Genomic DNA, 21559 nt, shown 5'->3' on the forward strand with positions numbered 1-21559 from the left:
CCGGGCCCGGGCCGCGGGTCATGCGGCGCCCAGGGCCAGGCCCCGGCCCCGGGTCAGCGTGGGGCGAGGCTGCTGAAGATGACCTCGCGGACTTCGGCCCAGCGCTCCATCAGGTCGGCCTGCCCGTGCAGGACATCGGAGATGTGCTGCATGCCGTAGAAAGCGGCGACGATCACCCGGGCCAGCGCCTCGGGAGTCATGTCGCGGCGGACCTGGCCGGCGCCCCGGGCCTCGGCGAGCAGGGTGGTGAGGATCTCGATCCACCCGACGTACGGCTGCGGCAGCTGGGAGCCGATCAGGGTGCGCTCGGCCTGCAGCCGGGAGGTGGCCCGGACGATCACGTTGGTGTGGAAGGTGTGGGCCGTGCGGTCGAGCAGCTCGCGGAGGGTCTGGAGCGGGTCCAGGCCCTCGGCCCGCACCTCGTCGAGCAGGGTGGGCCACAGGAGGTAGTTGGCCTCGACCACCGCGATGGCCATGTCCTCCTTGTTCTTGAAGTGGAAGTAGACCGCACCCTTGGTGAGGCCGACCTGCTGGGCGATGTCGGTGATCGAGGTGGCGGGGAAGCCCTTGGAGGCGAAGAGTTCGGCGGCGGCCGCGAGCACGAGTGTCCGGGTGCGCTGGGCACGCTCCTGCTTGGGCTCGGGCCGCCTGCTGAGGGCGGCTTCGGCGGCGGCGGTCGCTGCGGAGGCGATGTCGTTCACGTGGGGGTTCCAGGCTCTCGATGCTGCCGGCGGCCGGATCGCTGGCAGTGTGTGGCTCGATTGTAGCGATTGCAATATACCTTCCCGTCGGTATATTTTCGCTGGACCGGCGCTGGACGAGACCCGTCCAGGCCGTGATGCACGCGTTCAAGTCATCATGTTCTTGGGGGAGTTCTCATGAGCACTGGCGTGTTGCCACTTGCGGTCGACGCTCTCGACCTCACTGTCCCGAACGAGCTGGTCCACAAGGTCGCGCCCGCCGAGGTGCTGCTGACCGACGTGGTCCACCTAGCCGGCGACCGCTTCGTCGTTGCCGCCCGCTGGCCGGTCGGACACGGCCTGTACCACCCCGCACAGCACGGCATGAGCGACCCGATGCTCCTGGTGGAGACGCTCCGCCAGACCGCCGTCTACCTCTCGCACCGCTTCTACGGTGTCCCGCTCGACCACCCGTTCATCTTCTGCGACCTCGGCTACGAGGTGAAGGACCCGACGGCCTTCCGCACCCGGCCGTTCGGCCCGCAGGTCGTCCTCGACCTCACCCTGTCCTCCACCACCCGGCCCACCGCCAGCAAGGTGGGCATGCGCCTGGAGGCCACCGTCTCCGTCGACGGCCGCACCTGCGGCCGCGGCAGCGTCAGCTGGCAGGCGGTCGACCGCTCGCGGTACACGGTGATCCGCGACCGCGCCCGGGGCGCCGGACGGTCCGGGGCGGCAGCCGCCGGCCGGGACGGCGTCACCACCCCGGGCATCGGCGCCGCCGCCCGGCTGCTCACGGCCGCCGAGGCCGGCCGCCGCCGGGACGCCGACGTCCTGCTGGCGGATCTCGGCACCGGCGCCCGCGGCGCCTGGCTGCTGCACGTCGACCAGACCCACCCGGTGTTCTTCGACCACCCGCTCGACCACGTCCCCGGGATGCTGCTGCTGGAGGCGTTCCGGCAGGCCACCGGCTGCGCCGCCGGACGGGCGACGGGCCGGACCGTGGACGAGCTGGCCATGGTCGGCGGCCGTACCGCCTTCACCGCCTTCTGCGAGCTGGACGCCCCGACCTTCCTCGCCGTCGCACCGGTCGCCACGGCGGCGGTTGCCGGGGCCGCGACCGGGGCCGGGGCCGACCTGGAGCGCTGGTCCTTCGAGGTGGCCGCCGTGCAGTACGGGCGGGTGGTGGCCACCGGCGAGATGGCCTGGACGGTACCCGCTCCGGTCGAGTCCGCGCCGGGGGCGGCCCGGGAGGTCGTGGAATGCGTCTGACCACGCCGCCGGCCCCCGCGCACCCGTCGCTGCACCCGGCCCCCGCGCACCCGTCGCCGCACCACGCCTCGGCGCGCCCGTCGCCGCAGCCGGCCTCGGCCTCCGCACACCCGTCGCCGCCGCCGACCCTGGCGCCGGAGGCCGTCCGCCGCGCCGCGCTCGCCGCCGCCCGCGACGCGGAGGCGGCGGACCGGGACCGCAGGCTCACGCCCGAGGTGGTCGCCGCCCTCACCGCCGCCGGGTTCGACCGGCACTTCGTGCCCGTCGCCGACGGCGGCCGGGCCGGCTCCTTCGCCGACCTGGTCGAAGCGGTGGCCCTGGTGGGCGAGGGCTGTGCCTCGGCCGCGTGGTGCGCCGCGCTGTACGCGGCCCACGGGCGGCTCGCCGGCTACCTGCCGGGGCCCGCCCGGCGGGAGATCTGGGGCGGCGGCGGTCCGGTCCGGATCGCCGCGGCGGTCACGCCGCCCGCCGTGGAGGCCGTGGCGACCGCCGGGGGCTGGCGGCTGACCGGTACCTGGGCGCCTGCCAGCGGTATCGACTCCGCGGACTGGGTGCTGCTGTCCGCCTGGGCGCCGCAACCGGACGGGACCCGGGACAGCCGGCTGTTCGCCGTCCCGGCCGGGGAGGGCACCGTCCTGGACACCTGGCACACCCTCGGCATGCGCGGCACCGGCAGCCACACCCTGCGGCTGGACGGCGTGGACGTCCCGGAGCACCGCACCCTGTCCAGGGAGCGGCTGGCGGCCGCCGAGCCGGCCGAACCGGGCGCGGCCCGCTGCCACGCCCTGCCGTACCCGTTCGTGGCGGCACTGATGTTCGCGGCGCCGGTGCTCGGAGCGGCCCGCGGGCTGCTCGCCGACTGGACGGCCACCGCGCCGCCCGGCTCGGCGGAAGTGCTGACCCGGGCCTCGGCCGGGATCCGGGCGGCCGGACTGCTGCTCGACGGCGCCGCCGGGCGCGCCGACGGCGACGGGATCACCCCGCTGGCCGTCGCGGAGAACGTCCGCGACTCGATCACCGCCACCGAGCTGTGCACGGAGGCCGCCGACCGGTTGTTCCGGGCCGCGGGCTCGCGCGCCCACGCCACCGGCGACCCGCTCCAGCGCCGCTGGCGGGACATCCGGACGGCGGCCACCCATGCGATGCTCCGCTTCGACCTCGCGGCGCAGGCGTACGGCCGGGCCGTCCTCGGCAGCTGACCCTGCCGGGGACCCGCCTGCCGTACGGGCGGCGCCTCCCTCGGGGCAGCCGCTCGGCACCACGTTCGCAGCACCCGCTCGGGCCGCCCTCGCGCGGTGATCGACCCGTCCGCACCCCCGGGGTCCCGACCACCCCGGGGCCCTCGGGCTGCCGCCGCCCGCGTCCGCGGACGACGCCCGGGCGGTCCGGATCTCCTGGGCCCCCGGCGCACATCCGGCGCACATCCCGTGTAGATCCGGCGCGAACCCGCGCCCCCATGACAGCAGACCCGTTCCCAACACCCCTTCCGCGAAAGACATTTCGACTTCCGGGCAGCAGGCTCTAGAAAAATACCTCTGCGAAGGTATTATTTCTGGAGCGACCCCGCGAGTGAGGAGTTCGGACACCATGGCACGCACAGGCAAGGTCACCGTCGTCGGCGCCGGCGCGCAGGGTGCGGCGATCGCGCACCGGCTGGCCGAGCGCGACGTCCTGGAAACCGTCGTGCTCACCGACGCGATCGAGGGTCGCGCCGAGGGCGCGGCCCTGGACATCAACCACTGCCGCCCGCTGACCGGCCACCGGACCAGGGTGCTCGGCGTCACCTGCGGCCCGGACGGCGACGACTACCGCGACACCGCGGGCTCCGACCTCGTGGTGCTCGCCGCGGGCCGCCGCCCCGAACCCGGCGGCAGCCGCGCCGAACACCTCGCGACCAACGCCGCCCTGGTCCGCGAGATGGTCGCCCCGATAGCCGAACTCTCCCCCGACGCCGTCCTGTTGGTGGTGGCCAACCCGGTCGCCGAACTCACCGCCGTCGCCCACCGCGCCTCCGGCTTCCCCGCCTCCCGGGTGATCGGGCAGAGCACCGCGCTCGACACCGCCCGGTTCACCCACTTCCTCGCCGAGGAACTGGACGTCGAGCCCGGCCTGGTCCGCGCCGTCGCCCTCGGCTGGCACGGCGAGGACCTGATCCCCGCGATCTCCGCCTGCGAGGTGGACGGCCGCCCGCTCGACGAACTGCTCTCCTGCGACGAACTGGAGGAACTGGTCGAGCGCACCCGCTACGCCGGTCCCGAGCTGGTCTCGCTGCTCGGCGGCGGGGGCGGGCTGCGGGCCCCGGCCGTCGCGGCCGCCGCGGTGGCCCTCGCGGTGATCGAGGACGCCGGCCGGGTGCTGCCCGTCTGCGCCTGGGTGGACGGGCGGTTCGGGATCGACGGCGTCTGGCTCGGCGTCCAGGCGGAGCTCGGCGCACAGGGCGTCAACAAGGTGGTCGAGACCCCGCTCGCCCCGGCCGAACTCGCCGCCCTGCGGACCGCCGCGGACGCCGCCCGCACCGCCCAGCGGCTCGTCGACCCGACGGCGCAGAGCCCGGCGCAGAGTATGGCGCGATGAACCGTCATCCCCAGTCGAAGGAGCAGACATGACCGTCGTCGACGAGGCGACACCGGTCGCCCTCCGGCCGCCCGTTCCCGAAGCGCGCGACCGGCTGGCCGAGTTGGCCTGGATCCGGGACGAGGTGATCCAGGGCCCCACCCCCGGCGCCACCGAGGCCCAGCACAGACGGGGCAAGCTGACCGCCCGCGAGCGGATCGCCCTGCTCCTGGACGAGGGCTCGTTCACCGAGGTCGAACCGCTGCGCCGACACCGGGCCAGCGGCTTCGGGATGGAGGCCAAGCGCCCCTACACCGACGGCGTGGTCACCGGCTGGGGCACCGTCGACGGCCGGACGGTCTTCGTCTACGCCCACGACTTCCGGATCTTCGGCGGCGCGCTGGGCGAGGCGCACGCCCAGAAGATCCACAAGATCATGGACCTGGCCGAACAGGCCGGCGCACCGCTGGTCTCGCTCAGCGACGGCGCCGGCGCCCGGATCCAGGAGGGCGTCACGGCCCTGGCCGGCTACGGCGGCATCTTCCAGCGCAACGCCCGCGCCTCGGGTGTGATCCCACAGATCAGCGTGATGCTCGGTCCGTGCGCCGGCGGCGCCGCGTACTCGCCCGCGCTGACCGACTTCGTGTTCATGGTCCGCGGCATCTCGCAGATGTTCATCACCGGACCGGACGTGGTCCAGGCCGTCACCGGCGAGCGGGTCACCCTGGACGAACTGGGCGGCGCCGACGTGCACGCCGGCACCTCCGGCGTGGCCGGATTCGCCTACGAGGACGAGGAGAGCTGCCTCGCGGACGTCCGCCACCTGCTCTCGCTGCTCCCCTCCAACAACCGCGAACTCCCGCCCGTGCTCCCGACGGACGACCCCGCCGACCGGCGCTGCGAGGGCCTGCTGACGGTGGTCCCGGCCGACCCGAGCCACTCGTACGACATGCGCAGGGTGATCGAGGAGATCGTCGACGACGGCGACTTCTTCGAGGTCCACGAGCGCTGGGCGGGCAACGTGCTCTGCGTGCTGGCCCGGATGGGCGGGCAGGTCGTCGGCATCATCGCCAACCAGCCCTCCTCGTACGCCGGGGTGTTGGACATCAACGCCAGCGAGAAGTCGGCCCGCTTCGTGCAGATGTGCGACGCGTTCAACATCCCGCTGATCACCATGCTCGACGTCCCCGGCTTTCTGCCGGGGGTGGACCAGGAGCACGGCGGCATCATCCGGCACGGCGCCAAGCTGCTCTACGCCTACTGCAACGCCACCGTGCCGCGGATCCAGCTGATCCTGCGCAAGGCCTACGGCGGCGCGTACATCGTCATGGACTCCCGCTCCATCGGCGCGGACCTGTCCTTCGCCTGGCCGACCAACGAGATCGCCGTGATGGGCGCCGAGGGCGCCGCCAACGTGATCTTCCGCCGCGACATCGCCGGCGCCGAGGATCCGGAGGCGATGCGCGCCCAGAAGATCAAGGAGTACAAGAGCGAGCTGATGCACCCGTACTACGCGGCCGAACGCGGCCTCGTGGACGACGTCATCGACCCGGCCGAGACCCGCGCGGTGCTCATCCGGTCGCTGGAGATGCTGCGCACCAAGCACGCCGACCTGCCCAGCCGCAAGCACGGGAACCCGCCGCTGTGAGCCCGCGCGAGGAGACCCTGCGGGTGGTGCGCGGCGGCGGCCTCCCCCCGGAGGAACTGGCCGCGGTCACCGCGGTGCTGCTCGCGGTCGCCCAGCGCGGCGGCGGCAACGGTGGCGGCGACGGCGGCGGCGGCGGCGGTTCGGCCGCGCGGGTCGGCGAGGGCCGTGCGGCCTGGGACCGGCTTCGCCTCGGCGGTCGCCGGCGCCCGGCCGGTTCCTGGCGGGCCTGAGCCGGCGCCCCACCGCCGGACCCCGCACGTACGTGCCCCCTCGGGATCCCCGAGGGGGCACACGCGTGTCCGTCGGCCGGAGCCTGGTCGCAGGTCCACGCGGGCCGCCGACCGCTGGCGGCTACACCACCGAGCCCCGCAGGGCGTACGCCAGGACCTCCCACAACTCCTCGATGTCCGAGAGCGCCGCCCGGTCGCGGCAGGCCGCCGCGAGGTGCTGGTAGCCGAAGACCACGGCCATCAGCAGGTGGGAGACGGCGGTGGGGGAGTGCAGCGCGGACAGCTCCTCGGTGGCCTGGGCGCGGCGGGCGCTGCTGGTCAGGAACCAGCCGATGTCGCGCAGGAGTTGGTCGCCCTCGCCGATGCTGTCGCGGAGCTCGGAGGCCAGCCGCAGGGCGGCGCGGACCCGGACGTCCGTCTCGATCCGGTTGGTGAGGCCCACCGTGAGGGCCTGCAGCTTCTCGACCGGCCCCAGCCGGGAGGACTCCGTCTCGGCCAGCACCTGGGACCAGACCGCGGCGCCCTGCTCGACCAGCGTGGCGGCCAGCGCCTCCTTGGAGGAGAAGTGGCCGTAGAGCGCGCCCTTGGTCATGCCGGTCCGGGCGACCACCCCGCTCAGGGTGGCCTGGGCGTACCCGAGCAGGAGGAACTCCTCGGCGGCGGCGTCGAGGATCGACTCGTAGGTGCGTCGTGCCCGCTCCTGCTTCATCACCGGTGACCTCCTTGCTGAGCCTGTCAAGAAAATACCATCGTCCCGGTATGTTTTGTCCCCGTTGTGCACCCGCCATTTTGGCTGGTGGGCGGGCCGGTTGGTAGGCCGCCTGGCGAGTCTCGGTCGAAAAAAACCTTCGCAAAGGTATTTTAGTGTGGCATGATGAGTCCATCGGGCGCCACCGCGCCCGGTCGCAGGCAGCGCGATCGAGGGGAATGTCGTCGTGTGGAGCAGTGAGGCGAGTCATCCGGAGCCGGCCCCGTCCGTCGATGTGGTCCTGGGGCTGAGAAACGACCTGCAGCGCTTCGGCGTGGAGCGCATCCTGCAGTCCGCCGACACCGTCGGCCGCCTCGACTGCGTGACCGACGCGACCGAGGCGATCACCGTCGCCACCGCCGCCGGGGCCGACATCCTGGTCCTGGCACTCGCCGAACTCGACGAGCCCGCCGCCCGGTCGCTGGACACGCTCGGCGCCGGTGGCCCCCGGCTGCTGCTGCTGATCGACGACGAGGAGCACGTCGACCTCGACCGGGTCACCCGGGTGCGCAGCGCCGGATTCCTCGGCACCGCGCAGCTCACCGCCCGCGCCCTGCTGGACACCCTGGCCCGGATCGCCGCCGGCGAGGTGCCGATCCCCCCGGTGCTCGCCCACCGGCTGCTCGCCCCCGGCCGGCTCGCCGCCCCCGAACGCCCGGCGCCCCGGCTCACCCCGCGCGAGCGGGAGGCCCTCGCCCTGCTGGTGGACGGCCTGAGCAACAAGCAGATCGGCCGCCGGATGGCGATCTCCGACCACGGCGCCAAGCGCCTGGTGGCCAACATCCTCGCCAAGCTCGACTGCCCCAACCGCACCTACGCGGTCACCCGGGCGCTGCGCGAGGGGCTGTACGAGCCGGCCGGCTGAACCACGCCGGCGGCCGACCCGCACCGACCTGCACCGGCCCGGACCGACCTGCGCCGACGGCCGACCCCGGACCGCCGGCCGACCCCGGGTCAGCCCCGGGTCAGCCCCGGCCGGTCCGCCGCCGAGGTACCGAACCACCCACCACCGAAGGAGAAGTGAGCCCGTCATGGCAGGCCCCACCCCGAGCGGCGCGGCGTTCTTCGACGTCGACGAGACGCTGATCACCGTCAAGAGCATGTTCGACTTCCTGGGCTACTGGCTGGCGCTGCACGGCGACGACGGCACCGAGCACCGCGCCGCCGTGGAGCGGGTCCGCGCCCGCGCCGCCGCCGGGGTCGACCGGTCGGAGATCAACCGCGACTACTACCGGCGGTTCGCCGGAGTGCCGCGCCGGCGCCTGTTCGACGCCGGCCACGCCTGGTACGCGGAGTACCGCCACCGCGAGGACGCCTTCATCGGCGCCTCGCTCGCCGCGGTCGCCGACCACCGCGCCCAGGGCGACACGGTGGTGCTCGTCTCCGGCTCCTTCCGCGGCGTGCTCGACCCGTTCGCCGCCGAGATCGGCGCCACCCGGGTGCTCTGCAGCGAGCCGCTGGCCGACGCCGACGGCATCCTGACCGGCGAGATCCTGCGGCCCATGATCGGCCCGGTCAAGGCCCAGGCGGTCGTCGAGACGCAGGCCGAGCTCGGCCTGTCCCCCGCCGACTGCTACGCCTACGGCGACCACTCCAGCGACCTGCCGATGCTGCGCACGGTCGGCCGCCCGCGGGTGGTCGGCGAGGACCCGGTCCTCGCCGGGCAGGCCGCGCTGCACGGCTGGCCGATGCTCTCCGGTGCACCCGGCGCGCTGGCGTCCGCGGTCCGGAGCTGATCTTGGGCGTGCCGGACGGATCCCGCCGGACCCGTGGCGCGGCCCGTCCGGCACGCCCCCGAACCGACCACTCGACACGGAGGCAGACGTGACCATCAACCGCAACGACGTGGCGCTGATCACCGGGGCCGACGGGGGAATCGGGCGGGCACTCGCCCGGTCCCTCCACGAGGCCGGGTGCCGCCTCGTCCTCCACTCCGACAACGCCGACGGCCTCGCCAAGCTGGTCGCCGACCAGGGCTGGCTGCCGGACCGGGTCCTCACCGCCGTCCACGACGTGGCGGACGGGCCCGCCGTCGAGGCCGCGGTGGCGGCCGCCGTCGACCGCTTCGGCCGGATCGACCAGCTGCTCAACGTCGCCGGCGTGGCCTTCCACGGCGGTGTCCTGGACACCGACCAGGACACCTGGGAGCACACCCTGCGCACCAACCTGACCGGCTACTTCCTGATGGCCCGGGCCGTCCTGCCGCACATGCGGGCGGCGGGCTCCGGGCACATCGTCAACATGTCCTCGATCTGGGGGCACCGCTGCTCCCCCGCCGGGGCGATGCTCGCCTACTCGGTGTCCAAGTTCGGCGTCGAGGGCCTCACCGACTGCCTCCGCGAGGAGGCCCGGGCCTGGGGCGTCAAGGTCACCAGCATGGTCCTGGACAAGGTGGACACCGCCTTCCGCGACCGGATGGCCCCGCACATCGTCTACAGCGCCGAACAGCGCGCCCGGATGATGTCCCCCGAGGACGTCGCCGGGGCCACCCTCGACGTGCTGCGCAGCCCCGCCCGCGCGATGCCCGCCCGGGTGGACCTGGACGCCTGGCTCTGGCAGTGATCGAGCGGATCCTGCCACCCGGCGTCATCAGCCGGTCCGGCACCGCCGACCCGCCCGACGCCCGGCTGCTGCCCGCCGAACAGGCCCTGCTCCAGGACTGCGTCCCCGAACGCCGCCGCGAGTTCACCACCACCCGGCACCTCGCCCGCGGCGCCCTCGCCGAACTGGGACACCCCGGCGCGCCGCTGCTCACCGGCCCCAGGGGCGAGCCGCGCTGGCCCGCCGGCGTGGTCGGCAGCCTCACCCACTGCGCGGGCTACCGCGCGGTCGCGGTGGCCCCGCGCAGCGCGTACGCGGCGGTCGGGGTGGACGCCGAGCCTGCCCGCCCGCTCGGCCCCGGGCTGCTGCGGGCCGTCGCCCGGCCCGAGGAACTCCCGATGCTGGCCGAACTCACCGGGCACGCCGGCCACGTCCCCTGGGACGTCGTGCTGTTCAGCGCCAAGGAGAGCGTCTACAAGGCGTGGTACCCGCTCACCGGTCGCTGGCTCGGCTTCCAGGGTGCCCGGCTGGACCTGCACCCCGACGGTGTCTTCACCGCCCGGGTGCTGGACCCCGGCGAGGGCGGCCCGGACCGTTTCACCGGCCGCTGGACGGCCGGCGACGGCCGGGTGGCGACCGCGGTGACCGTCCCCGCCGGATGACGCCGGAATTGCCCGTTCCACCATTCCCCATCGCCATTCCCCCCACCCGAGCGGCCGCTCGCGAGACATCGCGGGCGGCCGCTCCGGCATGCCAGCAGGGACCCTTGGGGTAGCCGTTCGGCGATGCGAATTCCGGCGCTCCAAAGGCCCGTTGAGTGCAGATGGCGGGCTTCCTAGGATCGAACTCGAACAGGGATTCCGCTCCGTCGAGAACGGAGGGATGACGAAGCCCCCCGCTCTCGGGGGGATATGACGCGGCGTCGAAGAATCCGCCGCAGTCCATGCCACTCACGGTTATGGAGAGCAGTGTGAACAGTTCCCTCGTGGAGAAGCTGGCCCGCCACGGCGGCGCCGACGCCGTCGTCTTCGACGGCAGCACCTACAGCTACCGGCAGTTGCTCGACATGGTCGAGGACTGGCGCGGCTACCTCGACCGGCACCAGGTGCGACCCGGCGAGGTGGTGACCCTGGAGGGCGCCTACTCGCCGGCCGCCTGCGCCGGCCTGATCGCCCTGATCGAACGCGGCGTCGTGGTCGTCCCGCTGACCGTCCTCCCGGAGGCCAAGCGGACCGAGTTCCTCGACGTCGCCGAGGTCGAGGTCACCATCGCCGTCGACGGCGACGGCGGCCGACAGCTGGCCCGTACCGGCCGCACCGCCGGGCACGAGCTGTACGCCCGGCTGCGGGAGCGCCGCCACCCCGGCCTGGTGCTGTTCAGCTCCGGCACCACCGGCCGCAGCAAGGCCTCCGTCCTGGACTTCACCAAGGTGCTCGCACGGTACCGGGACGGCGGCCGGGCGATGAGGATCCTGTCCTTCCTCAGCCTGGACCACATCGGCGGCGTCAACACCCTGCTGCACACGCTCAGCGTGGGCGGCACGGTGGTCACCGTCGGCGAGCGCACCCCGGACGCCGTCATGGCGGCCGTCCGGGACCACGGCGTCCAGGTCCTGCCGACCACCCCCACCTTCCTCAACATGGTGCTGATCTCCGGCGCCCTGGAGCGGTACGACACCTCGGCCCTGCAGCTGATCACCTACGGCACCGAGCCGATGCCGCTGCAGACCCTCAAGCGGCTCGCCCAGCAGCTCCCCGAGGTGCGGTTCAAGCAGACGTACGGGCTCTCCGAGCTCGGCATCCTGCCGACCAAGTCCCGCGGCGACGACACCCTGTGGGTCAAGCTCGGCAACTCCGGGTTCGACCACAAGATCATCGACTCGGTCCTGTGGATCCGCTCCGACATGGCGATGCTCGGCTACCTCAACGCCCCGGCGCCCTTCGACGAGGAGGGGTACTTCAACACCCAGGACGTGGTGGAGACCGACGGCGACTGGATCCGCATCCTCGGCCGCCGCTCCGAGATCATCAACGTCGGCGGCGAGAAGGTCTACCCCAGCGAGGTGGAGAGCGTCGTCCTGGAGGTGCCCGGCATCGCCGAGGCCACCGTCAGCGGCCGCCCCAGCCACGTCACCGGCATGGTGGTCAAGGCCACCGTGCTCCTCGCCCCCGACCTGGACGAGGACGCCCGCTCGGTCGCCCGCCGGGTCCGCGCGCACTGCGCGAGCAAGCTGGAGGCCTTCAAGGTGCCGGCCGTGGTCGAGGTCTCCGGGGAGCGCCAGCACTCCGACCGCTACAAGAAGATCCGGGTCGGCGCATGACCGGCCAGCCCGCGCCGGCCCAGGGCCGGGTCGCGGTCATCAGCGGCGGCAGCCGCGGACTCGGACGGATCATGGTCGAGCGGCTGCTCGCCGAGGGCTGGAAGGTCGCCACCTTCAGCCGCTCCGCCAACGAGTTCGTCAAGGACACCCTCGCCGAACGCTCCGAGGACTTCGTCTGGGAGGCCGTCGACCTCTCCGACCGCAAGGCGCTGCGGCAGTTCGTCTCCGCCACCGCCCGCCGGTTCGGCGGCGTCGACCTGCTGATCAACAACGCCGCGGTGCTCAACCGCCAGGAGCTGTTCCTGACCACCTCGGCCGGCCAGGTCGACACCCTCATCGCCAGCAACCTCGCCGCACCGATCGCCCTCGCCCAGGCCTGCGCCCGGGTGATGAGCACCCGCCAGGGCGGCCAGATCATCAACGTGTCCTCGATCAACGCCATCCGCGGCTACCGCGGCGTGGCCGTGTACGCGGCCACCAAGGCCGGCCTGGACGGCTTCAGCCGCAGCCTGGCCCGCGAGCTCGGACCGCTGAACATCCGGGTCAACTCCATCGTCCCGGGGTTCTTCGACAGCGACATGACCACCGACGTCACCGATCAGAACCGCGAGCGCATCCAGCGCCGCACCCCGCTCGGCCGGTTGGCCGACGTCGAGGAGATCGCCAACGCCGTCCACTTCCTGATCTCGGACCAGGCGTCCTTCATCACCGGACAGACCATCGTCGTAGACGGAGGAATCACATGCTAGTCACCGACATCAAGGCCGCCGTCGTCGAGCAGATCACCGAGCTGCTCCGCGAGGCCGAGGTCGAGCACGGCGAGTTCACCGGCGCCGAGCGCCTCAACGCCATCGGACTGACCTCCCTGCTGCTCGCCCGCCTGATCATCCAGCTGGAGATCGACCTCGGCGTCGACCCCTTCGCCGAGGAGGACCTGGTCATCTCCGACATCCGCACCGTCGACGAGCTGGTCGACGCCTACGCCCGCACCCTCGGCGCGCCCGTCGCCGCCTGAGGGGACCCCACACCACAGGAGGTCGAGACATGACGGACGAAACCATGGTGGTCGTCGGCGACCGCTTCGAGGAGTTCCTGGAGAACAAGGGCACCGTGCCCGCCGGCGTCCTGCTGGAGCGCCTGCGCAACGGCGACCTGCCGCCCAGGATCCAGCTCACGGTCGGCCAGGGCCTGACCGCCGCCCAGCTGGCCGAGCTCGCCGCCCTCGCCGAACGCGGCCCGACCATAGTGGCGATACGCCAGGGTGCGGTGCCGGCCCCGGCGGAGCGGCGCCTCACCCACAAGCACGACGCCAAGAACGTGCTGATCGGCACCGTCGAGCAGACCGGAGCCGGCACCTTCCGGGCACCGCTCGTCCTCGACGAGCGCGTCGAGGTCCTGGAGGACCACCTCACCGGCCAGCACATCCCGGCCGTCACCCTGCTGGAGGCCGCCCGGCAGACCTGGACCGTGGTCACCGAGCAGTTCCTGCTCACCGAGGACATCCCGACCCGGTTCGTGATCAACTCGGTCGACTCCGCGTTCCACCGGTTCGTCTTCCCGCTGCCCGCCACCCTGGAGTACCGGCTGGTCAGCCACCAGCGCAGCCCGGTCGGACAGACCATCGCCTTCACCGTCGAGGTCCACCAGCAGGGCGAGAAGGCGGCCACCTTCAACGCCGAGATCCGGGTCATCCCGCAGCTGTTCGCCGCCAAGCAGGAGGCGATGGCCGCCCGGCAGGCCGTCCGCGACGAGCTCACCGCGCTCGCCAGCCCCGAACTCGCCGGCGTCGGCGGGTGACCTCGGTGCTGTGGACCCTCCACTGCCTGGACGGACCGGGTGCGGCGGGGCGCCGCGACGAGCTGCGCCCCGCCCACTCGGCCCGGCTGGGCACCGCCGACCCCGCCCCGCTGCTCTACGGGCCGCTGCTCGCCGACGACGGCGTCACTCAGCTCGGCAGCCTGTTCCTGATCGAGGCCCCCGACCGCGCCACCGTCCGGCGCTGGGTCGACGAGGACCCGTTCACCGCCGGCGGAGTGTGGCAGGAGGTGCGGATCCACGCCCTCCGGCTCTCCGACCGCTCCCCGGTCCGCATCCCCACCCCGGCCGGACCGCCCCAGACTCCCTGAAGAAGAGGTTGAACCGCCATGTCCGCGAACCTGCTGCTCGTCACCGAGGTCAACGTCCGGCCCGAGGCCCTCGACCAGGCCGCCAAGGCCTGGGCGGAGCTCACCGCCGGCTCGCCGGCCCAGCTCTACCGCTCCCTGGAGGACTCCGCCCTGCTGGAGCTCCGCCCGCTCGACTCGCTCACCGACCTCGCCGCCCTCCACGAGGAGTGGCAGCAGCTCTTCACCGCCACCGCCCCCCACCTCGCCGGCGACTTCCGGCGCCAGGTCCAGGAGTTCGTCGAGGCCCCCAAGGACACCGACCTCGCCCTCCCCGACACCGCCCACGTCCAGCTGCGCCGGGTCGAGGTCAAGCCCCCGGTCCTCGCCGACTACCGCGCCTGGCGCGACCGCACCATCTTCGAGACCGTCCGCAACGCCCCCGAGTCCGAGGTCTTCCTGGCCTACCACTCGCTGCTCAGCACCGAGCCCGGCGTGCTCTTCGTTGCCGGCTTCTCCGGCGACCCGGCCGTGCACAACGCGGTGTTCCGCACCCCCGAGTACGAGGCCATCCTGGTCCAGGCCCGGGACAACTACATCGTCCCGCAGGGCGGCGACCGCGGTCTGTTCCTCAAGACCTACGCCCGGATCGAGGCCTGAGCATGCGGTCGCAGTCCTACGAGCTCAGCCTGACCACCCAGGGGCCCACCTACCCGCCCAGCGAGGTGATGGACGCCAACGGCGACTTCATCGTCATCGGCCGGGTCAACCGCGGCACCCCGGACGGCGGCGTCAGCTCCGAGTGGGGCCGGGCCATCGTCTCCGCCGCCAGCCCGATGCCGCCGCACGGCGAGCAGCTGCCGTACCGGATCGTCCGCGAGCTGCCCGAGCAACTCACCGCCGCGGACCGGGACATGGTGCTGTACACCCTGCCCCTGCCGCTGCCCATCAACAACTACCCGATGCTGTTCGCCCCCGAGGGCTGCCCCCAGGCCCACTACGTGGAGCGGCCCAGCTACCCCTTCCACGAGGTGCCGATCCCGGACGCCCGCCCCGAGGACGGCCTCAGGGTCACCGAGCCGGTCACCCTCGGCCAGTGGGTCCAGGCCCAGGGCTGGATGGAGGTGTCCCTGGTGGACCGGGGCCGCGCCGCCGAGTTCTCCTTCGAGTTCTCCGGCCTGGTCCCGGACAGCATGTACACCGTGATGTCCCTGCGCGAGAACGACCTCGCGCCCGCCCCGGTCGGCCCCTCCCGGCCCGGCCCGCTCGGCATCCCCAACGTCTTCATGACCGACCGGGACGGCAAGGCGCACTACCGCGCCACGCTGCCGAACCCCTTCCCCGCGGAAGGCGCCCCGGGGCCGAAGCGGATCGTCAACGTCGTCCTGCTCTGGATGAGCTACCAGCAGAACTACGGCGGCGCGATCGGGTATTTCGGCCTCGGCGGGGACATCCACGCCCAACTGAAGCTGCAGACCGCCAGCTTCCAGGAGTTCACCACCACCGCCGGCTGACCGGGCCCCGCCCGGCGGGGGTAGCCGATCGGCCACCCCGGACCGCCACCCCGAACGGCCACTCCGACCGGCCGCACCAGCCGGCCACCCCCGCCGGGCAGCCCGGACGGCCAGCCGAAAAGAGGCGTGGTGAGTCGCTGACCACCCCAACTACCTTGAAATCGGGGACAGCTGGCACACCACCCGAGAAACCGACAGGTACTTCACCGAGGGGACAGCCATGCCCGTCATCCACATCACGGCCTGGAAGCAGAGCGACGAGGCCGCCAAGGAACTCATCGAGGAAATCACGGCCACGACCCACAAGGTGCTGGGTCTGCCGCTGGACAAGATCACCGTCTACCTGACCGAGGTACCCGCCGACCGGTGGGGCGAGGCCGGCGCGCTCGGCTCCGACCCCGACTTCGCGGAACTCAGCAGGCGGCGCTGACCCCCGCCCGGGCGGGATCCGAGGAGAAGAACATCATGGGAGACAAAGTCGTGGACGTGCCGACCATCGGCGGCCCCCAGCGCCGCATCGGAGCCACCGGACCCCTGGTCGGCGCCATCGGCCTCGGCTGCATGGGAATGAGCGGCGACTACTACGGCGCCGCCGAGGACGAGTGCTCGACCAAGGTCATCAACGCCGCGCTCGACGCCGGCGTCACCCTGATCGACACCGCCGACATGTACGGCGGCGGCCACAACGAGGACCTCGTCGGCCGGGTGCTCCGCACCCGCCGCGACGACGCCGTCCTCGCCACCAAGTTCGGCATCCGCCGCGCCGACGGCCGCCGCTGGAACGACAGCACCCCCGAGTACGCCCGCCAGGCCTGCGAGGCCTCGCTGCACCGGCTCGGCGTCGACGTGATCGACCTGTACTACGTCCACCGCCTCGACGGGCAGACCCCGATCGAGGAGACCGTCGGCGCCCTCGCCGACCTGGTCGCCGAGGGCAAGGTCCGGCACATCGGCCTCAGCGAGGTCAGCGCCGCCAACCTCCGCCGCGCCCACGCCGTCCACCCGATCGCCGCCGTCCAGAGCGAGTTCTCGCTGTGGACCCGCAACGTGATCGACGACGGCGTCCTCGGCACCGCCCGCGAGCTCGGCATCTCCCTGGTGCCGTACTCGCCCCTCGGCCGGGGATTCCTCACCGGCACGGTCCGGAGCGTCGACGCGCTGCCGGAAGGGGACTTCCGCCGAGCCAACCCCCGCTTCGCGGACGGCGGCCTGGAGGCCAACCTCCCGCTGCTCGACCACCTGCACGCGATCGCCGCCGCCCACGACGCCACCCCCGGCCAGATCGCCATCGCCTGGGTCCTCGCCCAGGGCGAGGACATCGTCCCGATCCCCGGCACCAAGCGGACCGACTACCTCGCACAGAACATCGGCGCCAGCCACGTCAAGCTCGCCGACGACGAACTGGCCCTGCTGGACGAGGCGTTCAGCCCCGACAAGGTGGTCGGCGAGCGCTACCCCGCCGCCATCATGCCGGTCACCCGCTGACCCGCCGCACCAGCCACCCCGTACCCGCACCACCCCACCACCCCGGAAGGGAACCGAGATGACCGAGACCGGCACCGCCACGGTGTCCGAGCGGGAGCAGCACGGCGCCGAGGTGATGCGCACGCTCGGCATCGACCCGAACGCGGTGATCGCCGGCGTCGCCCCGCTCGACGAGCGCTTCGGCCACACCATCGTCGAGTACATCTTCGGCGACATCGTCGGCCGCCCCGAACTCGACCTGCGCACCCGCCAACTGGCCACCCTGGCGATCCTCACCACGCTCGGCGGCTGCGAGCCGCAGCTGGAGACCCACCTGCGCGCCACCCTCCGGGCCGGCGCCACCCGCGCGGAGATCGTCGCGCTGCTCACCCACGTCGCCGCGTACGCCGGCATCCCCAAGGTGATGAACGCCCTGGGAGTCGCCAAGCGCGTGCTGCCGCCCGCCTAAGCCGTCCACGCACCGGATCCCCCTGGAGACCCCGTGTCCACATCGTCCGCCGAATTCCGGGCCGCGCTCGACGAAGCGCCGGCCCGTCCCAAGGCCGCCGCCCGCACCCGCCAGATCCCCGCCGACAACCCCGAAGGCCGCAGCCCGCTGGTCCGCTGGCTGTCCGTGATCACGCTCGGCCTCGGCGTCTTCGCCATCGTCACCTCCGAGCTCCTCCCGGTCGGCCTGCTGCCCCCGATCGCCAAGGACGTCGGCGTCTCCGACGGCGTCGCCGGCCTGACCGTCACGCTCTACGGCGCCGTCGCCGCGCTCACCGCCGTCCCGCTCACCGCCCTGTTCGGCCGCACCGACCGCCGCCTCCTGGTCCCCGCGCTGATGGCCGTGGTCGTCGCCGGCAACGTGGTCACCGCGTACGCCCCGAACTACACCGTGCTCATCCTGGCCCGCATCCTCATGGGCTTCGCCCACGGCGTGTTCTGGTCCACCGTGCCCGGCAGCACCGTCCGCCTGGTCCCCGAGCGGCAGTCCGTCAAGGCCACCGCCATCGTCCTCAGCGGCATCTCCATCGCCTCCGTGCTCGGCGTGCCGCTCGGCACCTACCTCGGCCAGCAGACCGAGTGGCAGGTCGCCTTCCTGGCGATGGCCGGCCTCGGCGTCCTGGTCATGGTCGGCGCCCTGCTCCTGCTCCCGGCCCTGCCCGCGGGCGGCGCCAGCCTCTCCGCCATCCCCAGCCTGCTGCGCCGCCGCCCGTTCATGACGGCGCTGCTGGTCACCTGCCTGACGATGATCGGCCACTACCTGGCCTTCACGTACATCACCCCGTACCTGGAGCGCGAGACCGGCATCGACTCCGGCCTGATCGGCGTCCTGCTGCTGGTCTTCGGCGTCGCCGGTGTGGCCGGCAACTTCCTGGCCGGCGCCACCGTGGCCCGCTCGCTGCGCGGCTCGCTGATCGGCGCGGTCGGCGGCCTGGTGGTCTCCATGGTCCTGCTGGCCGTCCTGCGGGACTGGGAGATCGCCGCCTACGCCGTCCTGGTCCTGTGGGGCCTGGCCTACGCGGCCCTGCCGGTCTGCCTGCAGACCTGGGTGATGACCTCGGCCGCGGACGCCACCGACTCGGCCTCCTCGCTCTACATCACCTGCTTCAACACCTCGATCGCGCTCGGCTCGCTGCTCGGCGGCCTCACCGTGGACCACATCGGCCTGGCGAGCATCACCTGGATCGCCGGCGGCCTCGCCGCCGCCGCCCTGCTGGCGATCGTCACCGTCGGCCGCCCCCGCCCGACCGACGCCTGAACCACCTCTCCCCCCTCCCCCGTGCCGCGGGCCGGGGCCCGAGCGGACTTCCGCTCCGGCCCCGGCCCGCGGCCGTTCCATGGGATATCTTGTGCCGCCTGAAGGACGGAGCCCGGGGTAACCGGGGAACAGGGTGGGGTCGGCATGAACGAGATCGCGCACCAGCTCGGCGAGGCCGCCGCGTACAGCGGGGTGGGCCTGCTGCTCCTGCTGCTCGGCGTCGGGCTGGTCGACCTGCTGACGCCCGGCAAGCTGGGCCGGCAGATCTGGGTGGAGCGGAACCGGAACGCCGCGGTGGTGCTGAGCTCGGCGCTGCTGGGGATCGGCCTGATCGTCTTCACCGCGATCATCTCCACCTACGACGAGTTCGGGAAGGGCGTCGCCGCGGCGGGCGTGTTCGGGCTGTTCGGCCTGGTGGTGCTGGCCGTCGCGTTCTGGGCGATCGACCTGTTCACCCCCGGCAAGCTCGGCGCCATCCTGGTCGACCCGGATCCGCACCCGGCGGTGTGGGTCACCGCCTCGACCAACCTGGCCGTCTCGGCGATCGTCGCCGCCGCCATCTACTGATCCACCCGACCCGCCCGCCGCGGCAGCCCGATGGATGTCCCGTCAGGCGGGTACGGCCGCCCCGGCGTGCAGCCGCTCGGTCAGCCGCGCCTTCGCCACCGGCCACTCCTCGCGCAGCATCGAGAAGTACACGCTGTCCCGCCAGCTCCCGTCCGGCCGCCGCCTGGAGCGCCGGAAGGTGCCCTCGTAGCTGGCGCCCAGCCGCTGGATCGCGTTCTGCGACCGCTCGTTGAGGTGGTCGGTCTTCCACACCACCCGGCCCATGCCCAGGTCCTCGAAGGCGTGGGTGAGCAGCAGCAGCTTGGCCTCGGTGTTCACCGCCGTGCGCCACACCGCCCGGGCATACCAGGTGCCGCCGATCTCCAGCAGCTCGTCCTCGGCGCTGGCGTCGAAGTAGCAGGTCACCCCGATGGCCCGGCCGCTCGCCCGGTCGACGACCGCGAACGGCTCGCAGGCGGTGTCGGCCAGCCGGGCGTCGACCACCGCCGCCATCTCCTCCACCGTCCGCGGCACCGGCGTCGGGATCCAGCGCCACACCTCCTCGTCACCGCCGCCCGCCGCGAACAGGTCGGGCACATGGGCGCGGCCCAGCGGCTCCAGGCGGACGTGGCGGCCGGTCAGCGTGATCGGGGCGGGAAGCTTCGCAGTCATGACGAGGACGGTAGCCCGCTATCGCACTAGGTGCAATCCATATCTGTACTAGTGCAATGTTCCCGCCGCGCGAAGAGGCCCCGCGCACCGGGGTGCGCGGGGCCCGTCGCGACCGTCCGACCGGAGCCGGAGGATCAGATGAACGAGTTGATCTGGATCGTCTCGGTCCGGCCGGGGCCGACACCGATCGCCGAGATCGGGGCGCCCGACATCTCCTCCAGCGCCTTCACGTACGCCTGGGCGTTCTTCGGCAGGTCGGAGAAGGTCTGCGCCTTGCTGATGTCCTCGCTCCAGCCGGGCAGCGTCTCGTAGACCGGCTTGGCGTGGTGGAAGTCCGACTGGTTGTACGGCAGCTCCTCCACCCGGCGGCCGTCGACCTCGTACGCCACGCAGACCGGGATCTGCTCCCAGCCGGTGAGCACGTCGAGCTTGGTCAGGAAGAAGTCGGTCAGACCGTTGACCCGGGTCGCGTACCGCGCGATCACCGCGTCGAACCAGCCGCAGCGCCGGTCACGGCCGGTGGTGACACCGCGCTCGCCGCCGATCCGGCGCAGCGCCTCGCCGTCGGCGTCCAGCAGCTCGGTCGGGAACGGGCCCGAGCCGACGCGGGTGGTGTACGCCTTGAGGATGCCGATGACCCGGTCGATCTTGGTCGGGCCGATGCCGGCACCGGTGCAGGCACCGCCGGCGGTCGGGTTCGACGAGGTCACGAAGGGGTACGTGCCGTGGTCCACGTCCAGCAGGGTGCCCTGGCCGCCCTCCAGCAGGACCACCTTGTTCGCCTTCAGCGCCTCGTCCAGGACGAGGGTGGTGTCGGCCAGGAACGGGCGGATCTTCTCGGCGTAGCCGAGGTACTCCTCCAGCACCAGCTCGGCCGGGATGGCGCGGCGGTTGTACAGCTTGACCAGGATCTGGTTCTTGTCGTGCAGCGCCGCCTCGATCTTCTGCCGGAGGATCGATTCGTCGAACAGGTCCTGGACCCGGATGCCCACGCGGTTGATCTTGTCCGCGTAGGTCGGGCCGATGCCGCGGCCGGTGGTGCCGATCCGGCGCTTGCCGAGGAAGCGCTCGGTGACCTTGTCCAGGGTGCGGTGGTACGGCGTGATCAGATGGGCGTTGCCCGAGATCAGCAGCTTGGAGGTGTCGATGCCTCGCTCGTTGAGCCCGTTCAGCTCGGAGAGCAGCACACCCGGGTCGATGACGACGCCGTTGCCGATCACCGGCGTCACATTCGGGCTGAGGATGCCGGAAGGCAGCAGGTGCAGGGCATACTTCTGGTCGCCGATGACCACCGTGTGACCGGCATTGTTGCCGCCCTGGTAGCGGACGACGTAGTCGACGGAGCCGCCGAGGAGGTCCGTGGCCTTCCCCTTGCCCTCGTCTCCCCACTGGGCACCAACGAGCACGAGTGCCGGCACAGGCGTACACCCCTTCCGGTTGGGGCATCCTGCGTAGGCCGCAGTCTGACCCGAGATAGACGAAGCCCCTGGCGCAATAGCGCAAG

The 21559-nt window shown here is 72.6% G+C and carries 25 protein-coding genes; 21 read left to right on the top strand and 4 right to left on the bottom strand.

The genetic code is table 11. The features are described from left to right. Positions 1 to 53 precede the first annotated feature (53 nt). Positions 54 to 701: a ScbR family autoregulator-binding transcription factor gene (locus ABWK59_RS18515; RefSeq protein ID WP_354641702.1), complete on the bottom strand. Its 648-nt coding sequence runs from the start codon at positions 699 to 701 to the stop codon at positions 54 to 56. A gap of 177 nt (positions 702 to 878) precedes the next feature. On the opposite strand from ABWK59_RS18515, the gene ABWK59_RS18520 reads away from it, so the two are divergent. The 5 genes from ABWK59_RS18520 to ABWK59_RS18540 all read left to right on the top strand — a co-directional run bounded on the left by ABWK59_RS18520 (position 879) and on the right by ABWK59_RS18540 (position 6383). Next, complete coding sequence (locus tag ABWK59_RS18520) at positions 879 to 1952, top strand: ScbA/BarX family gamma-butyrolactone biosynthesis protein (protein WP_354641703.1); 1074 nt, start codon at positions 879 to 881, stop codon at positions 1950 to 1952. Next, complete coding sequence (locus tag ABWK59_RS18525; protein ID WP_354641704.1) at positions 1943 to 3151, top strand: oxidoreductase; 1209 nt, start codon at positions 1943 to 1945, stop codon at positions 3149 to 3151. Before ABWK59_RS18520 ends, ABWK59_RS18525 begins: the two co-directional genes overlap by 10 nt. Positions 3152 to 3539: 388 nt before the next feature. Continuing rightward, complete coding sequence (locus ABWK59_RS18530) at positions 3540 to 4526, top strand: lactate/malate family dehydrogenase (RefSeq protein ID WP_354641705.1); 987 nt, start codon at positions 3540 to 3542, stop codon at positions 4524 to 4526. Positions 4527 to 4554: 28 nt separating this feature from the next. Beyond that, a complete protein-coding gene (locus tag ABWK59_RS18535) occupies positions 4555 to 6153 on the top strand; it encodes an acyl-CoA carboxylase subunit beta (protein ID WP_354641706.1) in 1599 nt (532 codons plus the stop codon). Further along, positions 6150 to 6383: an acyl-CoA carboxylase subunit epsilon gene (locus tag ABWK59_RS18540; RefSeq protein WP_354641707.1), complete on the top strand. Its 234-nt coding sequence runs from the start codon at positions 6150 to 6152 to the stop codon at positions 6381 to 6383. Before ABWK59_RS18535 ends, ABWK59_RS18540 begins: the two co-directional genes overlap by 4 nt. A 121-nt stretch (positions 6384 to 6504) precedes the next feature. Here ABWK59_RS18540 and ABWK59_RS18545 read toward each other — a convergent pair whose 3' ends face one another. Next, positions 6505 to 7092, bottom strand: coding sequence for a TetR/AcrR family transcriptional regulator (locus ABWK59_RS18545; RefSeq protein ID WP_354645004.1), 588 nt, complete (start codon positions 7090 to 7092; stop codon positions 6505 to 6507). A 226-nt stretch (positions 7093 to 7318) separates the two neighbouring features. On the opposite strand from ABWK59_RS18545, the gene ABWK59_RS18550 reads away from it, so the two are divergent. From ABWK59_RS18550 to ABWK59_RS18625, 16 genes are all read left to right on the top strand, one after another. Further along, positions 7319 to 7996, top strand: a complete 678-nt coding sequence (locus ABWK59_RS18550; RefSeq protein ID WP_354641708.1) for a response regulator transcription factor — start codon at positions 7319 to 7321, stop codon at positions 7994 to 7996. A gap of 166 nt (positions 7997 to 8162) precedes the next feature. Further along, positions 8163 to 8867 (top strand): HAD family hydrolase, encoded by a 705-nt coding sequence (locus ABWK59_RS18555; RefSeq protein WP_354641709.1) that lies wholly within the window; start codon positions 8163 to 8165, stop codon positions 8865 to 8867. An 88-nt stretch (positions 8868 to 8955) separates the two neighbouring features. Continuing rightward, positions 8956 to 9693 (top strand): SDR family oxidoreductase, encoded by a 738-nt coding sequence (locus tag ABWK59_RS18560; RefSeq protein WP_354641710.1) that lies wholly within the window; start codon positions 8956 to 8958, stop codon positions 9691 to 9693. Then, entirely contained in the window at positions 9690 to 10334 is a 645-nt protein-coding gene (locus ABWK59_RS18565; protein ID WP_354641711.1) for a 4'-phosphopantetheinyl transferase family protein, read from the top strand. Before ABWK59_RS18560 ends, ABWK59_RS18565 begins: the two co-directional genes overlap by 4 nt. Before the next feature lie 308 nt (positions 10335 to 10642). After that, positions 10643 to 11992: an ANL family adenylate-forming protein gene (locus ABWK59_RS18570; protein WP_354641712.1), complete on the top strand. Its 1350-nt coding sequence runs from the start codon at positions 10643 to 10645 to the stop codon at positions 11990 to 11992. After that, positions 11989 to 12741 (top strand): SDR family NAD(P)-dependent oxidoreductase, encoded by a 753-nt coding sequence (locus ABWK59_RS18575; protein WP_354641713.1) that lies wholly within the window; start codon positions 11989 to 11991, stop codon positions 12739 to 12741. The genes ABWK59_RS18570 and ABWK59_RS18575 overlap by 4 nt, the downstream gene beginning before the upstream one ends. Then, a complete protein-coding gene (locus ABWK59_RS18580; RefSeq protein ID WP_354641714.1) occupies positions 12735 to 13007 on the top strand; it encodes an acyl carrier protein in 273 nt (90 codons plus the stop codon). The genes ABWK59_RS18575 and ABWK59_RS18580 overlap by 7 nt, the downstream gene beginning before the upstream one ends. Before the next feature lie 29 nt (positions 13008 to 13036). Next, a complete protein-coding gene (locus ABWK59_RS18585; RefSeq protein WP_354641715.1) occupies positions 13037 to 13789 on the top strand; it encodes an AfsA-related hotdog domain-containing protein in 753 nt (250 codons plus the stop codon). Next, positions 13786 to 14118 carry a YciI family protein gene (locus ABWK59_RS18590; protein WP_354641716.1) on the top strand — a complete coding sequence of 111 codons (333 nt, stop codon included), beginning with the start codon at positions 13786 to 13788 and terminating at the stop codon, positions 14116 to 14118. Before ABWK59_RS18585 ends, ABWK59_RS18590 begins: the two co-directional genes overlap by 4 nt. Positions 14119 to 14136: 18 nt before the next feature. Beyond that, on the top strand, positions 14137 to 14754 hold the full coding sequence (locus tag ABWK59_RS18595) for a hypothetical protein (protein ID WP_354641717.1): 618 nt from the start codon (positions 14137 to 14139) through the stop codon (positions 14752 to 14754). Positions 14755 to 14756: 2 nt separating this feature from the next. Next, on the top strand, positions 14757 to 15608 hold the full coding sequence (locus ABWK59_RS18600; protein WP_354641718.1) for a hypothetical protein: 852 nt from the start codon (positions 14757 to 14759) through the stop codon (positions 15606 to 15608). 220 nt (positions 15609 to 15828) lie between these two features. After that, positions 15829 to 16038: a tautomerase family protein gene (locus ABWK59_RS18605; RefSeq protein ID WP_354641719.1), complete on the top strand. Its 210-nt coding sequence runs from the start codon at positions 15829 to 15831 to the stop codon at positions 16036 to 16038. A 35-nt stretch (positions 16039 to 16073) separates the two neighbouring features. Beyond that, on the top strand, positions 16074 to 17093 hold the full coding sequence (locus ABWK59_RS18610) for an aldo/keto reductase (RefSeq protein WP_354641720.1): 1020 nt from the start codon (positions 16074 to 16076) through the stop codon (positions 17091 to 17093). Between the two features lie 58 nt (positions 17094 to 17151). Beyond that, the gene (locus ABWK59_RS18615) at positions 17152 to 17541 is read left to right on the top strand and encodes a carboxymuconolactone decarboxylase family protein (protein ID WP_354641721.1); all 390 of its coding nucleotides are present in this window, start codon (positions 17152 to 17154) and stop codon (positions 17539 to 17541) included. 33 nt (positions 17542 to 17574) lie between these two features. Beyond that, a complete protein-coding gene (locus tag ABWK59_RS18620; RefSeq protein WP_354641722.1) occupies positions 17575 to 18837 on the top strand; it encodes an MFS transporter in 1263 nt (420 codons plus the stop codon). Positions 18838 to 18981: 144 nt separating this feature from the next. After that, positions 18982 to 19404 (top strand): DUF350 domain-containing protein, encoded by a 423-nt coding sequence (locus ABWK59_RS18625; RefSeq protein WP_354641723.1) that lies wholly within the window; start codon positions 18982 to 18984, stop codon positions 19402 to 19404. 42 nt (positions 19405 to 19446) lie between these two features. Here ABWK59_RS18625 and ABWK59_RS18630 read toward each other — a convergent pair whose 3' ends face one another. Continuing rightward, positions 19447 to 20055: a GNAT family N-acetyltransferase gene (locus ABWK59_RS18630; RefSeq protein ID WP_354641724.1), complete on the bottom strand. Its 609-nt coding sequence runs from the start codon at positions 20053 to 20055 to the stop codon at positions 19447 to 19449. Between the two features lie 134 nt (positions 20056 to 20189). Continuing rightward, the gene (locus tag ABWK59_RS18635; protein ID WP_354641725.1) at positions 20190 to 21473 is read right to left on the bottom strand and encodes an adenylosuccinate synthase; all 1284 of its coding nucleotides are present in this window, start codon (positions 21471 to 21473) and stop codon (positions 20190 to 20192) included. Between the last annotated feature and the right edge of the window lie 86 nt (positions 21474 to 21559).

The organism is Kitasatospora sp. HUAS MG31, from assembly GCF_040571325.1.
GTDB classification, from domain to species: Bacteria; Actinomycetota; Actinomycetes; order Streptomycetales; family Streptomycetaceae; genus Kitasatospora; species Kitasatospora camelliae.

What these genes read in the sequence shown, in the direction of transcription:
- ABWK59_RS18630 (WP_354641724.1), bottom strand. Translation starts at nt 20,055, where the DNA reads ATGACTGCGAAGCTTCCCGCCCCGATCACGCTGACCGGCCGCCACGTC.
- ABWK59_RS18580 (WP_354641714.1), top strand. Translation starts at nt 12,735, where the DNA reads ATGCTAGTCACCGACATCAAGGCCGCCGTCGTCGAGCAGATCACCGAG.
- ABWK59_RS18525 (WP_354641704.1), top strand. Translation starts at nt 1,943, where the DNA reads ATGCGTCTGACCACGCCGCCGGCCCCCGCGCACCCGTCGCTGCACCCG.
- ABWK59_RS18555 (WP_354641709.1), top strand. Translation starts at nt 8,163, where the DNA reads ATGGCAGGCCCCACCCCGAGCGGCGCGGCGTTCTTCGACGTCGACGAG.
- ABWK59_RS18610 (WP_354641720.1), top strand. Translation starts at nt 16,074, where the DNA reads ATGGGAGACAAAGTCGTGGACGTGCCGACCATCGGCGGCCCCCAGCGC.
- ABWK59_RS18545 (WP_354645004.1), bottom strand. Translation starts at nt 7,092, where the DNA reads ATGAAGCAGGAGCGGGCACGACGCACCTACGAGTCGATCCTCGACGCC.
- ABWK59_RS18535 (WP_354641706.1), top strand. Translation starts at nt 4,555, where the DNA reads ATGACCGTCGTCGACGAGGCGACACCGGTCGCCCTCCGGCCGCCCGTT.
- ABWK59_RS18625 (WP_354641723.1), top strand. Translation starts at nt 18,982, where the DNA reads ATGAACGAGATCGCGCACCAGCTCGGCGAGGCCGCCGCGTACAGCGGG.
- ABWK59_RS18595 (WP_354641717.1), top strand. Translation starts at nt 14,137, where the DNA reads ATGTCCGCGAACCTGCTGCTCGTCACCGAGGTCAACGTCCGGCCCGAG.
- ABWK59_RS18615 (WP_354641721.1), top strand. Translation starts at nt 17,152, where the DNA reads ATGACCGAGACCGGCACCGCCACGGTGTCCGAGCGGGAGCAGCACGGC.
- ABWK59_RS18520 (WP_354641703.1), top strand. Translation starts at nt 879, where the DNA reads ATGAGCACTGGCGTGTTGCCACTTGCGGTCGACGCTCTCGACCTCACT.
- ABWK59_RS18600 (WP_354641718.1), top strand. Translation starts at nt 14,757, where the DNA reads ATGCGGTCGCAGTCCTACGAGCTCAGCCTGACCACCCAGGGGCCCACC.
- ABWK59_RS18530 (WP_354641705.1), top strand. Translation starts at nt 3,540, where the DNA reads ATGGCACGCACAGGCAAGGTCACCGTCGTCGGCGCCGGCGCGCAGGGT.
- ABWK59_RS18605 (WP_354641719.1), top strand. Translation starts at nt 15,829, where the DNA reads ATGCCCGTCATCCACATCACGGCCTGGAAGCAGAGCGACGAGGCCGCC.
- ABWK59_RS18585 (WP_354641715.1), top strand. Translation starts at nt 13,037, where the DNA reads ATGACGGACGAAACCATGGTGGTCGTCGGCGACCGCTTCGAGGAGTTC.
- ABWK59_RS18575 (WP_354641713.1), top strand. Translation starts at nt 11,989, where the DNA reads ATGACCGGCCAGCCCGCGCCGGCCCAGGGCCGGGTCGCGGTCATCAGC.